At 71.0% G+C, this 14,586-nt stretch carries 13 protein-coding genes; 2 read left to right on the forward strand and 11 right to left on the reverse strand.

The genetic code is table 11. The features are described from left to right. Positions 1-5: 5 nt before the first annotated feature. The 11 genes from BLW09_RS13660 to BLW09_RS13710 form a co-directional block, all read right to left on the reverse strand. On the reverse strand, positions 6-1,022 hold the full coding sequence (locus BLW09_RS13660) for a LacI family DNA-binding transcriptional regulator (RefSeq protein WP_089913734.1): 1,017 nt from the start codon (positions 1,020-1,022) through the stop codon (positions 6-8). Positions 1,023-1,053: 31 nt separating this feature from the next. Then, positions 1,054-2,082, reverse strand: a complete 1,029-nt coding sequence (locus BLW09_RS13665; RefSeq protein ID WP_089913737.1) for a LacI family DNA-binding transcriptional regulator — start codon at positions 2,080-2,082, stop codon at positions 1,054-1,056. A gap of 75 nt (positions 2,083-2,157) precedes the next feature. Then, the gene (locus BLW09_RS13670; protein WP_089913740.1) at positions 2,158-2,691 is read right to left on the reverse strand and encodes a hypothetical protein; all 534 of its coding nucleotides are present in this window, start codon (positions 2,689-2,691) and stop codon (positions 2,158-2,160) included. Next, the gene (gene aldh, locus BLW09_RS13675; protein WP_089913744.1) at positions 2,688-4,064 is read right to left on the reverse strand and encodes an aldehyde dehydrogenase AldH; all 1,377 of its coding nucleotides are present in this window, start codon (positions 4,062-4,064) and stop codon (positions 2,688-2,690) included. The genes BLW09_RS13670 and aldh overlap by 4 nt, the downstream gene beginning before the upstream one ends. Before the next feature lie 44 nt (positions 4,065-4,108). Further along, positions 4,109-5,011, reverse strand: a complete 903-nt coding sequence (locus tag BLW09_RS13680; protein ID WP_231946850.1) for a BadF/BadG/BcrA/BcrD ATPase family protein — start codon at positions 5,009-5,011, stop codon at positions 4,109-4,111. Next, positions 5,008-6,027: an SIS domain-containing protein gene (locus tag BLW09_RS13685; RefSeq protein WP_089913747.1), complete on the reverse strand. Its 1,020-nt coding sequence runs from the start codon at positions 6,025-6,027 to the stop codon at positions 5,008-5,010. The genes BLW09_RS13680 and BLW09_RS13685 overlap by 4 nt, the downstream gene beginning before the upstream one ends. Continuing rightward, complete coding sequence (locus tag BLW09_RS13690; protein WP_089913750.1) at positions 6,024-7,154, reverse strand: Gfo/Idh/MocA family protein; 1,131 nt, start codon at positions 7,152-7,154, stop codon at positions 6,024-6,026. Before BLW09_RS13690 ends, BLW09_RS13685 begins: the two co-directional genes overlap by 4 nt. Continuing rightward, the gene (locus BLW09_RS13695) at positions 7,151-7,864 is read right to left on the reverse strand and encodes a sugar phosphate isomerase/epimerase family protein (protein WP_089913753.1); all 714 of its coding nucleotides are present in this window, start codon (positions 7,862-7,864) and stop codon (positions 7,151-7,153) included. Before BLW09_RS13695 ends, BLW09_RS13690 begins: the two co-directional genes overlap by 4 nt. Then, positions 7,861-9,879 carry a primary-amine oxidase gene (locus BLW09_RS13700; RefSeq protein WP_089913756.1) on the reverse strand — a complete coding sequence of 673 codons (2,019 nt, stop codon included), beginning with the start codon at positions 9,877-9,879 and terminating at the stop codon, positions 7,861-7,863. Before BLW09_RS13700 ends, BLW09_RS13695 begins: the two co-directional genes overlap by 4 nt. A 1-nt stretch (position 9,880) precedes the next feature. Then, entirely contained in the window at positions 9,881-10,654 is a 774-nt protein-coding gene (locus tag BLW09_RS13705) for a GntR family transcriptional regulator (RefSeq protein WP_018189849.1), read from the reverse strand. Beyond that, on the reverse strand, positions 10,651-11,691 hold the full coding sequence (locus BLW09_RS13710; protein ID WP_089913759.1) for a Gfo/Idh/MocA family protein: 1,041 nt from the start codon (positions 11,689-11,691) through the stop codon (positions 10,651-10,653). The genes BLW09_RS13705 and BLW09_RS13710 overlap by 4 nt, the downstream gene beginning before the upstream one ends. 166 nt (positions 11,692-11,857) lie before the next feature. On the opposite strand from BLW09_RS13710, the gene BLW09_RS13715 reads away from it, so the two are divergent. After that, positions 11,858-13,534 (forward strand): ABC transporter substrate-binding protein, encoded by a 1,677-nt coding sequence (locus BLW09_RS13715; protein WP_231946851.1) that lies wholly within the window; start codon positions 11,858-11,860, stop codon positions 13,532-13,534. A gap of 64 nt (positions 13,535-13,598) precedes the next feature. Then, positions 13,599-14,582, forward strand: a complete 984-nt coding sequence (locus BLW09_RS13720) for an ABC transporter permease (RefSeq protein WP_089913765.1) — start codon at positions 13,599-13,601, stop codon at positions 14,580-14,582. Positions 14,583-14,586 lie beyond the last annotated feature (4 nt).

Here is a 14,586-nt window from a genome sequence, read left to right on the forward strand (position 1 = left end):
CGACGTCAGCGCCGCGGAGTGGATGCGCGCACGCGCACCTCGGCGGAGACCGGCGGCAGGTCCGCGGCCGGCTCCTCCGCGAGCGCGAGTTCGAGCGCGCGGGCTCCGATCTCGGCGAGCGGCAGCGACACCGACGTGAGGGCAGGGGTGACGTCGGCGACGAGCGGGATGTCGTCGAATCCCGCCACCGCGATCTGCTCGCCCGGCGCGATCCCCGCCTCCCGGAGGGCGGCCATGGCGCCGATCGCCATCACGTCGCTCACCGCGAACACGCACTCGGGCCGCGCACCGGACCGGAGCAGCTCGGCCATCGCGCGGTGCCCGCCCGCACGGGAGAACTCGGCGTGGGCGATCGTGGCCGATGGCACGACCGACCGGAAACCGTCGACACGGTCGCGGACCGTCACGAGCTCCTCGGGGCCGGCCACCACGGCGAAGTCGCCATAGCCCAGCGCCAGGAGCTCGCGAGCGAGCGCGGCCGCCCCGCCGTGATTGTCGACGGCGATCGACCGGTGCTCGGGGGCTCCCCCGCCGATGACGGCGACGTTCGCGCCGGCGCCCCCGAGCGGATCGGCGGCGCCCGGGACGGCGTCGTCGCCGGCGACACGGCGGACCACGCGGCTTCCGGCGAGAACGACCGCGCGCGGGCGCTGTCCGCGGAGCGCGGTCAGCGCCGCCTGCTCGCGGGCGACGGACGCCTCGCCTGCGTACGGCCCCGTCGCCGTGATCGTGACGATGAGCCCGCGCTCGTCCGCCACGCGGATGACACCGGACGCGATGGAGGCGAAGTAGGGATCGGCGATATCGCCGACGACGAGAGCGACGACATTGCTGGTGCCCCGTGCGACGGCCTGCGCCTGGATGTTGGGGCTGTACCCGAGCGCACTGGCCGACGCGAGCACCCGCTCCTGCAGCGCGGGGTTGACCGTCCGCGTGCTGCCGTTGAGCGCGCGGGACGCGGTCGCCAGGGAGACGCCGGCGTGCGCCGCGACGTCGGACAGAGTGGGGGCGTTCTCGCTCACAGCCCCAACCTACCGGCCGCGCATCCGCGCCCTACCGACGGACCGGCGGGGTGGACGCGCGGATCACGGGATGCGCCGGCACCGTTCGGCCTCCCGCCTCGCCGCCGAGCGCACGGCGGACCGTCTCGTCGGCGACCTGGTCGAGCGGCACGTGGACGGTCGTCAGCGCGGGAACGACGTCGCGCAACGTGGTGATGTCATCGAAGCCGGCGACCGCGACATCCTGCGGGATACGACGACCCCGGTCGCGCAGGCCGGCGATCGCGCCGAGGGCCATGTCGTCGGTGATCGCGAAGACCAGCTCGACACGGCCGAGCACGTCGTCCGGAAGGGCGCGGATGTGCTCACGCGCGCCCTCCCAGGAGAACTCGGGGTAGGCGACGGTCGCATCGCCGCCGAAGCCTTCGACGAAGCCGTCCACGCGCTGCTGCATGGAGAGCAGCGGTGTGGCGCTGCCCAGAACGAGCGCGTGACGATAGCCGAGGGTGGACAGCTCCGCCGCCAGCTCCCTGGCGCCTTCGCGGTTGTCGAAGGTCACCGTCTCGAAAGGGAGGTCCGTGCGGCTGATCAGCACGACCCGCCCGCCCGTCTCCTCGAACCGGCGCAGCTCGGCCACGAGCTCGTCGCCGTTGGGCGGGTCGACGTACCCGGTGCCCGCCAGCACGATCGCCTGCGGCTGCTGTCCGCGCAGCTCCCGTACCAGCTCCAGCTCGCGGTCGACGCGCCGGTCCGTGACGGCGATCGAGACGCGCATCCCGTACTCGGCCGCCTGCTTCATCAACTCGGAGGCCATGGCCGAGAAGTAGGGGTCCGAGATGCCGCTGATCACGAGGGCGATGGTCCGGGAGGTGCCGCGCGCGATGACCTGGGCGGCGAGGTTGGGCGTGTAGCCCAGTTCGCGGGCCGCGTCGAGCACGCGCCGCCGGTAGCTGTCGGCGACGGTCCGCGCGCTCCCGTTGAGCACCCGCGATGCGGTGGGCTGCGACACGCCCGCCCGCCGCGCGACATCGGTCAGCGTGACGGGACGTCGGGGCGCCGCCTCGCTCTTCGCCTCACCCACACCGCAACAGTACCGGCTCCGTCCCTCGCTGGGAATGCGCATACCGGGCGCGGCGCGATGCCGTCGCCCGCCCGGTCACATCGCGATCATCGCGACGAGCATCCCGCCGCACACGACGGCGGAGACGGCGGTGTGCAGCCGCCGAACGCGCCGCGCGAGAAGCAGGCGGCCGACCGCCCAGCCTGCGACGGCGACCACGATGAGCGCCGGCCCGACCGGACCCGCGATCGACGCCGCCAGATGGCGGTGCGGCGACGCCACCGCGGGAGCGACGGCCGGTCCGCCCGCGACCTCGCCGCCCGAGAACGCCATGCCCACCAGCACGAGCAGCATCGCCCACAGATCGACCACGTGCTCACGGGCTAAGGCCGAGCTGCGTGCCATGCGGCCGTAGCCGCAGGCGAGCAGGGCGAGGGCGACCGCGGCGGCGCACAGGGCCGCGGCATCCCCGGCGAGGCAGGCGAGCGCCATCACCGCGGACGGCGGCAGCTCGTGGACGAGCGTGCCGACGGTGCGGTGCGTCGCGCCGCGCGGGCGTGCCGGTGTAGACGTAGTCCGTGCGGATGCGCCCGCACGGACCACCGGCACGGCGGCCGCCCCGGTGGTCACGCCCGCCAGACCGTCTTCACGTTGGTGAACTCGCGGATGCCGAACGCCGACAGCTCGCGTCCGTAGCCGGAGTCCTTGATGCCGCCGAACGGCAGCTGGGGGAAGGACGCCGTGAGCCCGTTGACGAAGACGCCTCCCGCCTCGATGCGATCCTGGAAGAACGCGGCCTCCTCATCGTCCCGGGTCCACACGCTCGAGCTCAGGCCGAAGTCGGAGTCGTTCGAGCGCTCGACCGCCTCCTCGGCCGACGCGACGCGGTAGAGGCAGGCCACCGGACCGAAGCACTCCTCACGGAAGATGCGCATCTCGGGGGTGACATCGCGCAGCACCGTCGCCGGGTAGAACCACCCGGGACCCTCCGGCAGCTCGCCTCCGGCGAGCAGGGTCGCTCCTTTGGCCACCGCATCCTCGACCAGCTCGTGCGTGTCGCGGCGCACCTGCTCCGTCGCGAGCGGACCGAACGACGTCGCCTCGTCGAACGGATCGCCGACGACCTGCGCGCGCATCCCTGCGACGAAGGCCTCCTCGAACGCGTCGTAGACGTCCGTGTGCACGTAGTACCGCTTGGCGGCGATGCAGCTCTGGCCCGAGTTCTGCACGCGGGCGTTCACCCCGGCGGCGGCCGCTGCCGCGATGTCCGCGGACGGCATGACGACGAACACATCCGTGCCGCCGAGCTCCAGCACCGACTTCTTGATGTTGCGGCCGGCCGCTTCGGCGACGGAGGACCCGGCACCGACCGACCCGGTGAGGGTGACGGCCCGGATGCGGCGGTCGTCGATGAGCGGGGCGACCGCGCCGCCCTCGACGAGGACCGTCTGGAAGGCGCCCGCCGGGAACCCGGCACGCTCGAACAGCGAGCCGAGATAGAGCGCGCTCTGCGGCACACTCGACGCGTGCTTCAGGATGCCGGTGTTGCCCGCCATCAGCGCGGGAGCCGCGAAGCGGATCACCTGCCAGAACGGGTAGTTCCACGGCATGACCGCCAGCACCGTCCCGATCGGCTGGTAGCGGACGCTCACGGCGGAGGCGCCGACGTCGCCCGCTGCGACCGGGTGCTCCTCGGCGAGGTACTCCGCAGCGTGATCGGCGTACCACCGCATTCCGCGCGCCGACTTGGACACCTCGTACTTCGCCGTCCCGATGGTCTTGCCCATCTCGGTGGTGACGAGCGCGGCGACCTCGTCGAGCTCGGCGTCGAGGATGTCGGCGGCGGCGCGCATCCATGCGCCCCGCTGCTCGAAGGTGGTGTCGGCCAGTCCGCGGTAGGCGGCCTCGGCGCCGGCGAGGATCTCCTCCAGCTGCTCGGGCGTGTGCGGCTCGAACGTCTCGAGCGTCTCGCCCGTGGTGGGGTTGATGGTGGCGATGGCCATTGCTGACTCCTTTGTTGTGACGGCCGATGGGATGCGCGCGCGGCTCACGCCACGATGCGCCTGGCCAGCTCGACGGCGCCGGCGACCGGTGCGTCCGTGAGCGGCACGACGGTGAACCCGGGATGCGTCGCCGCGACCGCCCCCGAGAAGGCCGCGAGCAGGCGCGGCTGATGGGCGAAGACACTGCCGCCCACGACGATGTGCGAGCCGGTGGCGCCGCGGGAGACCAGCCGGTCGATCAGCGCGGCGAGCGCGGAACCCGCCCCGTCGATCACGGACACGGCCAGACCGGAGCCGCCATCGGCCGCCGCGAAGACGGCGACGGCGCGCGGGCCCCAGCTCTCGGGGGTGGGGTCGTCGTTGACGGCGCGGGCGAGCGCGGGGGCGGACGACACACCGAAGGCGCGCTCCAGAGCGGCGAGGAGGCCGTCGTCCGGAAGGCCCTCATCGTCGGCGCGGAGCGCGGCGACGGTGGCCTCGCGCACGATCGCGGGCGCACCGCCCTCGTCGCCGATGACCCAGCCCCAGCCGCCGGCGAACAGCGTCCGGCCCGAGGCGTCGGCACCGACCGCGATGGAGCCGGTCCCGGCGATCACGCCGATCCCGTCGTGGAGTCCCGCAGCGGGGACGAGCAGTTCGGCGTCGTTCACGACGGCCGCGCGGTAGCCCAGCTCACCGAGGGCGGCACGGAGCTCGCGGGCGTGCTCGACCGTGTCGAGTCCCTGGGCGCCGACGCCCAGGGCTGCGACGGTCGCCCCCTCGGGGAGCACATGACGGATGCGCACGTCCAGCCACCGTGCGGCGCCGCCTGCCGGGGATGCGCTCCATTCATCCGCCGGCAGGGCGACGTCGGCGACGCGAGAGCCGTCGAGGGTCTCAGCGCGCACGCCGAGCTTGGTGCCTCCGGCATCCAAGCCCACGATCACAGGAAGCGGGGACGCCGTCACGCGGCGCCTCCCGCATCCACCGACACCTTGGTGTCCGCGTTGTGGAATACGAACTCCTCGATCTCGACTCCGCGCACATCGGCGACCGCTCCGACGAGGATCTGCATGACGAGCGCCTCGAGCACCGCGCGCTGCGCGGCGGGCAGTTTGGGCAGCAGCACCGGGTGCAGCGTCGGGGACGCATCGACGGCCTCCGCCGAGACAAGCACCACGTGATGCCCGGCGTCCGCCAGCGTCGTCGCGAGGTCGAGCTCCCGGCTGTCGCCGAAGACCACGTGCACCCCGTCGCCCGCCGACTCCATCGAGCCGTGCAGGTACTGCCGGGTGCTCATCCCGGTCGCCGGGATGCGCGCGACCTCGCGGAACAGCAGCGCGCCCGCCTCGGCCGATCCCACCGCCGGGCCCGCGCCGACGAAATCGCTCGACGACACGGTGGCGAAGAGCTCGGCGAGCGCCGAGACCGGAGCCGTCAGACGGTCCTCCACCTCGGCGAACGTCTCGGCCAGCCGCCACCATCCGGCGTCCGGGGTCCCGCCGTCCCAGGAGTCCGCCAGCAGCCCGAGCGCGGCGACGGTGGCCGTGTAGCCGAGCGTCGACGCGTAGCTGTCGGCCAGGTTCCCGAGCGAGAGCGTCGAGGCGATGCGCCCGATCGGCGACGGCTCGCTGTTCACGACGGCGAAGCGCAGCTCCTGCGGCACCGACTCCAGCACCGCGAGGGTCTCCGCGCTGCGGCCGCTCTGCGAGATGCCGACGATCGGATGCACGCTCGGCGGGAAGGGCACCGGGTAGTCGCCCGCCCCCAGACGCAGCGAGTGGATGCCCCGCGACCGCAGCTCCCACACCGGCGCGCACGCGGCGGCGAGGCTGGCTCCGATCCCCACGAAGATCGGCCCGGGCCCGGCCAGCTGACCGAGCGCGGAGCGGGCAGCGACCTGGTCGGCGATCAGCGGGATCGCCCGGCCGAGCTCCTCCGCCTGCGTCGCGCGTGCGGACGCGTACGTGATGTACCCCTTCATCGGGATCCCCCTGACTGTGCTGGGCTGGTTGGTGTGGTCGTCGCACTCGGGTCCCATCCGGGCGGGAGCGGTTCGACGGGCGGTGCGGTGCTCTCGACGGTCACGGGAGCACCCGAGCGGGCCGACTCCTCGATGGCGAGCATCACCTCGAGCGCATGGAACGCGAGCCGGCCGGAGGCGCGAGGAGCCCGGCCGTCGCGCAGGGCGCGCGCCAGCTCCAGCACGCCGACACCGCGTTCGCGGTGCGCCCCGGGCGGCGGGACCTCGCTCCACGTGTGATCCCGGTCGTCTCCGGCGAGCAGTCGCGTCGGGCCGTCGAAGCCGCTGACGGGCACCTCGAGCACGCCCTCGGATCCGGTGATCTCGAAGGCCTGCCGCCGCCGCGGCGAGTCGAAGCTGTACACCGACGTCCCGACGACGCCCGACGCGAACCGCGTGAGCACGCTCAGGTGCGTGTCGACCTCGACGGGGAAACGCAGGCCGGCGTCCGGGCCGGACCCGACCACGCGCTCGGCTCTGGGTCGCTGGCCCATCGCCTCCACGGACGCGATGGGACCGAGCAGCTGGATCATCGTGCTGACGTAGTACGGGCCGATGTCGAACAGCGGACCGGCGCCCCGGGCGAAGAGGAACTGCGGACGCGGGTGCCACGCATCCGGGCCGGGGCCCTGCATCAGCGTGAGGAGCGTCCGGGGCTCGCCGATCGCACCGTCGAGCAGCAGTCGCTGCGCGTTCTGGATGCCCTCGCCCAGGATGGTGTCCGGCGCATTGGCGACGACGACTCCCGCGGCCTCCGCTGCATCGAGCACGGCGCGCGCCGACGCGAGATCGAGCGTGAGCGGCTTCTCGCCCCAGACGTGCTTGCCCGCGGCGATGGCCGCGAGGGCCACCTCGGCGTGCGCGGCCGGGATCGTGAGGTTGACCACGATCTCGACGTCGTCGCGGGCGAGCAGGTCGGCCACCGAGGGAGCGGCATCGATGCCGTACCGCTCGGCCTGAGCGGCTGCCCGGCCGGCGTCGAGGTCCGCGACGGCGACCACCCGCACATCCGGATACGTCGCGAGCGAGCGCAGGTACTCGTCCGAGATGTTGCCGGCGCCGACGATCCCGACGCCCGTGGCGGTCATGCGTCCACCGCCGGAAGGCGCTCGGAGAAGAACGCGGCGTTGCGCTCGACGAGCGGGAACACATCCCCCTCGTGCACGACGACCTCGACCACCGGCAGTTCGAGCGACCGGCTGGCGGCGATCGCCGCGGTGACGTCGAACGGGTTGGTGCCGTCCTCCTTGACGTGGAGGAACCGCAGCCGGTCCCCGAGCCTCGGGATGAGGCCGAGCACGTCCTCGCCGCCGACGGCCGCCCAGTAGGTGTCGAGCTCCAGCACGACCGCGGGGTCGAGCGCGTCGACCAGCACGTCGTAGGCCGTCCGCCCGTCCACGCGCTGCGAGAACTCGAAGTCGTGGTTGTGGTAGCCGATGCGGATGCCGCGCTCGGCGGCCAGCGGCACCACGGCGTTGATCGCGTCGGCGAGCGCGAGCACGCCGTCGTGGTCGGCGATGCTCGCCGGCGGCACGAAGGGGACGATGACCGTGCCGATCCCGAGGCTCTCCGCGGCGTCGAGGACGGCGTCGCGGTCGAGCTCGGTGATCTTCGCGTGCGCGGTCGCGGCGGTGAGTCCCGTCGCGTCGAGCCCGGCCCGGAGCCCCGCCGTGTCGCTGAGGATGTCGTACGGCTCCACGTGCGTGAAGCCGTATCCGGCGAGGCGCGCGAGCGTGCCGCCGAGCGCGTCCTGTCCGATGTCGTCGCGGACGCTGTACAGCTGGATGCCGAGACTCACGCGCCGTGACCTCCGTGCTCGTGCCCGTGCTGGTGCGCATCCCCGTGTCCGTGATGGCCGGGCGCGCAGTGGTCGCCGACCGACTCGGGGATGTCGAGAGTCGGGTTGGCGCCGAAGAAGCCGTGCGGCTTGAGCGCGAACCCGGCCGAGTCGACCGGCATCACCGGCCAGTCCTCGATGCGGGGGAAGTGCGTGAGCCCGAAGGTGTGCCAGAGCACGATGTCGGCCCCGTCGACGTCCCGGTCCGCGGCCGTCCACTTCGGCAGGCCGGCACCTCCCGGGTGCATGTTGACGAAGTCGCCCGCCGGGTACAGCTCGCCGGGCTCGTAGGGAGTGACCCACAGGTGCTTGGCCGAGTAGGTCGCGCGCTGGTGGATGTCGGAGAGCTCGTCAGCGAGCAGCGCGGGCTTCCCCTCCGGGTACAGCACGTAGCCGACGTTCCCGCCGAGCCGGTTCCGCCTTTCCGGGTTCGAGACGAGCCACACCCGGTTCTTGGCGTTGTCGGCCATCCGCTGCGCCTCCTTCTCGGTGCGCAGGCGCGTGACGGTCTGGGTGATCCCGGTGCCGGTGGGGTTCTCCGGCCCGCGCGGCACGAGCACCGCCTCCAGTTCGTCGACCGCGTTCTCCAGGCCGTCGACCATCATGTCGAGGCGGGCCGAGAAGAGGTGCTGGTGGTAGGGCGCTCCCAGACCGGGTGCCAGCTCCGATGCGTACGCGTAGCCGGGGCCGGGGTAGGCCGAGGTGAACACGACGCCGGTCGCCTTCACCTCCAGCTCGATGTTGCCGTCGAGCGAGAAGTACCAGTAGAAGCCGTAGTCGTAGTTGCCGACGGTCACGAAGAAGCTGACCACCAGCCGGCGGTTGCGGCGCGAGTCGCTCGAACCGTTCCAGTTGTCGAAGTGCTTCCAGAGGATCCCGGCGTCCTCCTCGTGGATGCAGATCGCCTGCGGGATGACGCGGACGTTGCCCGCGTTGTCGGCGAGCGTCGCGTCCAGGTACGTGATGTCCCCGACGCAGTCGCAGCCCAGCTCCAGGGAGTTCGCGAAGCCGCCGAGCAGGTACTCGCCGCAGTCGAAGAAGTTCTGGAACCAGCGCTGGGGGCTCGGGTCGCCGTACGGCACCATCATCTCGGCGATGGAGGCGCGGTACAGCACCGGGCGCTGAACGCCGTCGTCCGCGATCGAGACGTTGTGGAAGACGAGCCCTTCGCGCTGGTCGAACGACACCTGCAGCTTCCAGCCGAGCCAGGACAGCACGCCGTTCTCGTCGATGGTGAAGCTGGGCCCCTCCGGCTGGGTGATCTCGATCGGCTTGAGGCCCGCCCGGTCCGGCTTCCCGACCCACTCGCGGAGGTGGAAGTTGCCGTCCTCCTGCGGAACGGGCAGGTCGACGTAGTCGATGACATCGAGCACCTCACGGGTGACGACATCCACCATGACCGTGACGCCGTCGACGGGATGCGCCCAGCCGAGATCGTCGGGCGTCTTCTGCACGAAGGTGAAGCAGCGCTGGATGCGGCGGCCGGCCTCGTCGGTCGCCGGCGCGCCGGCCGACAGCGGGTTCACGCGCAGTGTCGAGATGTCGGTGAGGCCGCGCTTGGCCATGGCCGCCAGCCACCGCTCGTCCTGGTGCACGATCTCCTCGACCAGCCCGAACTCGGCGAGCACGACGGGCACCTGCCCGTCGGCCGGGTCGAGCTCGACCGCCGAGACCAGGCGGTCCTCGGCCGGGCAGACGACGACGTCGTGGGAGGCGCCGGTGCCGAAGTCGACGAGCATGGCCCGGAAGCGGCGCGCGTCGGGCCGCGATCCCGGAGCGAGCAGCGTGCGCTTGTCCTGCTCCAGCAGCCCGAAGTACGACACGTGGCCGTCGGGCCCGAGCAGTCCCTCCCGCTCGAGGATCGCCCGGGAGGCGGCGACCTCCTCCGGCCGGAGGCTCGCCAGAGCAGCGGCGATGGCGGCGTCGGTCTCCGCGTCTGCGAGCGACGAGGTGGGCGCTGGTGCGGTTTCGGTCACGTCAGGACTCCGTTCTGTTGTGGCGGGAGAAGTAGGTGCGCAGGCGATAGCGGTCGCCCGCGTACTGCACGGTCGAGGCGAGCACCGCCCGCTCCGACCGGTTGCGCACCACCTGGTGCATCACGAGGGTCGGCGTTCCGGGCTGGACGCCGAGCTGGCCGGCGACGTCGGCGCTCGCCTCGCGGGCCTCGATGGTCGTCTCCGCGTTGGCGAGCTCGTTGCCGGTCTCGGTGAGCGCCTCGTACAGCGAGGAGGTCTCGAAGTCGTAGCTCTCGGCGTCCGGAAGCAGGGCTGCCGGGATGAGCGCCCAGTCGAGGGCGATCGGCACGCCGCCGAGCATCCGCACGCGGCCCAGGCGGAAGATCGGGAGGCCCGGGGCGATGCCGAGCAGCTCGGCGTCGTCGATGGTGGACGGGGCGACGCTCGCCTGCAGCACGCGCGAGCTCGCCGCCAGCCCCATCCGCTCGGCCGTTTCGCTGAAGGACTCGAGGCTGTTCGGCCACTCGTTGCGCTGATCGCTCTCGCCGGACACGTACCAGCCTCGGCCGTGCGACGGCGCGAGCGCGCCGTCCTCGACGAGAGCCTGCAGCGCCTTGCGGAGAGTGACCCGGCTGATCCCGAGCGTCAGGCAGAGCTCGCGCTCGGGTGGCAGGCGCGCGCCCGCGGGCAGCGAGCCGGAGGCGATCCGCTCGCGCAGCGAGTCGGCCGCCTGCATCCAGAGCGGGTCCGGGTAGTCGGTCCGGACGACGCCCGTCGTGGTCGGTGTCGTCGTCATCGCGCGAGGCTCACCGTCTCCCAGACGCCCGAACGCATCGAGGCGTAGCAGGCGTCGAGGATGCAGTTGACGACGAAGCCGTCGTCGAACGTCTCATCCGGCTCCCGCCCCTCGGCGAAGCGCTCGACGAAATGCCGCATCTCCTGGCTGAAGCCGTAGGCCCTGGCCTCTTCCGGGACCGGATACACCCATCCCGTCTCGGCGTCCGCCTTCTCGACCAGGTAGCCGGCGGGGTTCTCGATGAATCCCCAGACGGGCGTGTGAGAGGTGTCCGTGACGAGCCGGCCGGCGGTGCCGACGAGCTCGTGCCGCAACTGCATGCCGCCCTTCTCGATCCACGACGACTCGATCTGCGCCAGCTGACCGCCCGCGAACTTGAGGAGGGCGATGGCCGTGTCCTCTCCGGTGGTCTTGTCCGCGTGAGCCATCGTGGCGCCCCACGCGAAGACCTCGGTGACCGGGTTGTCCTTCCCGAAGAAGTGGCGTGCGGACTCGACCGTGTGGCAGCCCATATCGAGCAGGGCTCCCCCGCCGGCGGTCTCGGCGTCCCAGAAGTGCGGGGCGTGCGGACCGGAGTGCGCCTCCCGCGCCCGCATGGTGAGGGGGTCGCCGATCGCACCGGCGACGACCATCTGGTGGGCCTTCGCGATGTTCGGCGAGAAGACCGAGCTCTCGGCGTAGCCGTGCCAGACACCGGCGTCGCGGACGATGCGGAGGATCTCTGCAGCCTCTGCTCCGGTGCGGGCGAGCGGCTTTGTGCACACGATGCCCTTGCCCGCGGCCGCGGCGATGCGGACCGCCTCGACGTGCACCTCGTTGGGGAGCGCGATGACGACGAGGTCGATCTCCGGGTCGGCGCACAGGGCAGCCATGTCGTCGTACTGACGCCGGATGGGGCCCCACTTCTCGGCGAAGGCCTGAGCGCGGGCGAGGTCGCGCGAGTAGGTGGCGACGAGCTCGGCCCCGCGGACGTCTTGGAGGGCGTCCGCGTACGTGTCGGCGATGAAGCCGGAACCGAGGAGTCCTACTCGAATCACATTTCCTCCTGCTGGAACGGGTGTGATCGCCATAGTAGCCATGTGGTACGCCATTGGTCTATACCGAAACCCGTAATAGACCAGAAACAAAATACCTCTTGCTACCTCTATGGACCGCTATGTATGCTCGCGGTCAATCCATCACCCCGAACCCGAGGAGAATGCAGTGCGACCACGCAAGTCGATGAAGATGCGAGTGGCTGCGGCTCTCGCGACGGTGGCGGCCGCCACGCTGATCATCACGGGATGCGCCGGGAGCGGCGTCTCCAGCAGCTCCCGCCTCCTGAACGTGTACTCCGGCAACCCCGGCAACCTGACGAACAACTTCAACCCGTTCGTCGCCGACGTCGCCTACGGTGCGAACGGCGCCGTCCTCGGCGCGGTCTACGAGCCGCTGTTCTACTTCAACTCCGCCAAGAACGAGAAGCCGCAGCCCTGGCTCGGCACCGAGTACACCGTGTCGCCCGACGGCCTCACCTACACCGTGACCCTGCGCGACGGCGTGAAGTGGCAGGACGGCAAGCCGTTCACCGCGGCCGACGTCGCCTACACCTACACCCTGCTCAAGGAGAAGCCGGAGCTCAACCTCTACGGCCTCAAGATCGCCGAGGCGAAGGCCGTCGACGACACCCACGTCACCATCACGCTCAGCCAGCCGGACTACCCCAACGAGTACCGCCTGCTCGGCCTCACCTTCATCGTGCCGGAGCACATCTGGTCGTCCATCTCCGACCCGGCGAAGACGACCAACCAGAAGCCGATCGGCACCGGCGCCTTCGACTTCGGCCAGTTCACGCCGCAGTCGGTGACCCTCACGGCCAACAAGGACTACTACCAGAAGGGGCAGCCGGCGATCCCCGGCATCCGGCTGGTCACCTCCACCGGCAACGCCGCAGCGCTCAACTCGCTCAACGCGGGTCAGATCGACTGGGCCGGCATCGCGCTGCAGGACGTCCAGAAGTCGTTCGTCGACAAGGACAAGAAGTACAACAAGTACACGTCGATCCCCGCCGACATCAAGGTGCTGATGCCGAACCTCAGCAAGGCGCCGTTCAACGACCTCGCCTTCCGTCAGGCGCTGAGCCTGTCCATCGACCGCGACGCCATCATCAAGCAGGCGTTCGGCGGCACCGACACCCCGGCCAACCCGACGAGCCTCCTGCAGCCGCGGGACGAGGCCTACATCCCGGCCGACTACAAGGGCAAGACCCTCGACCAGGATGTGGACAAGGCCAAGAAGATCCTCACCGACGCCGGCTACTCCTACGACGGCTCCGGCAACCTGATCGGCAAGGACGGCCAGCCGGTGAAGTTGAAGATCACGACCGTCACCGGCTACACCGACACGATCACCGCCAACCAGCTGCTGGTGCAGGACTTCCAGAAGATCGGCGTGCAGGCCACCCCGGAGGAGCTGTCGCTCGGCGCCTACTCGACCGCTCGCCAGAACGGCTCGTTCGACCTGCTGGACGACCGCATCCCGACCGGCCCGAATCCCTTCCAGCAGTTCAGCGACAGCCTGGACTCGGCCAAGACGGCGCCGGTCGGCAAGCCGGCCAACGCCAACTTCGTCCGCTTCCAGGACCCGAAGGTGGACCAGCTGATCGCCGAGGCGGGCGGCACCAACGACCCGGCGCAGCTGACCAGCGCCTACCAGGCGCTCGGCACCTACTTCGCCGAGAACCAGCCGTACATCATCCTCAGCCAGAACGGCGCGGTGACCACCTACCGCGACCAGTACTTCACCGGGATGCCCACACCGGACAACCTGTGGGCGACCCCGTCCAACTGGCTCTCCGGCAACATCGGCTACATCGCCAAGTCGCTGAAGCCCGTCAAGTGACCCCTCGGCGCGGGACGGCGGTGACCGGCCGCCGCCCCGCGCCCCGACCCGGCGGGACCACCTCATGCGCTACTACCTCAACAAGCTCGGCTTCTACCTGATCGCGGGCTGGATCGCGATCACCCTCAACTTCCTGCTCCCCCGGCTGGTCAAGGGCAGCCCGGTGGATGTCATCCTCGCCAAGACGCAGGGCGTCGCCCCGATGCCGCCGGAAGCCCGGCACGCCCTCGAACTGCAGTTCGGCGTCTCGCACGATCCGCTGATCGTGCAGTACGGCCAGTACCTGCACAACATCTTCACGGGCCAGTTCGGCCTCTCCGTCAGCTACTACCCCACCCCCGCGATCGACGTCGTCATGCAGGCTCTGCCGTGGACGCTCGCGCTGGTCGGACTCGCGACCGTCATCAGCTACGTGATCGGCGTGGTCTTCGGCTCGTGGCTCGGCTGGCGACGCGGGACCTGGACGGACGCGATCCTGCCGGCCTCCACGTTCTTCTCGGCGATCCCCTACTTCTGGCTCGCCCTCGTGCTCGTCTACGTGTTCGGCTCGATCCTGCACTGGTTCCCGGTGAGCGGCGGCTACGACCTGAACATCGCGCCCGGGTTCACACCGGAGTTCATCGGCTCGGTGATCGTCTACGGCGCCCTGCCCGCGATCACGATCATCCTCGCGTCCGTCTCGGGCCAGCTGCTCGGCACCCGCAACATGATGGTGTCGACCATGGCCGAGGACTACGTGGTCACGGCACGCGCCAAGGGCCTGCGTCCCGGCCGGGTCTTCGGCTCGTACGCGATGCGGAACGCCCTGCTGCCCAGCGTCGCCGGATTCGCCATGTCGCTCGGCTTCATCGTCAACGGCTCCGTGGTCACCGAGAGCGTGTTCGGCTACCCGGGCGTCGGCTTCACCCTGCTGACCGCCGTGCAGAACAACGACTACCCGCTGATGCAGGCGCTGTTCCTCATCATCACCCTGGCCGTGCTCGGCGCGAACCTCGTCGTCGACCTCGTCTACGGCTTCATCGACCCGCGCACCCGCCTGGCGAACTAGGAGT

Source organism: Leifsonia sp. 21MFCrub1.1, assembly GCF_900107895.1.
In the GTDB taxonomy this organism is placed as follows: Bacteria; Actinomycetota; Actinomycetes; order Actinomycetales; family Microbacteriaceae; genus Leifsonia; species Leifsonia soli.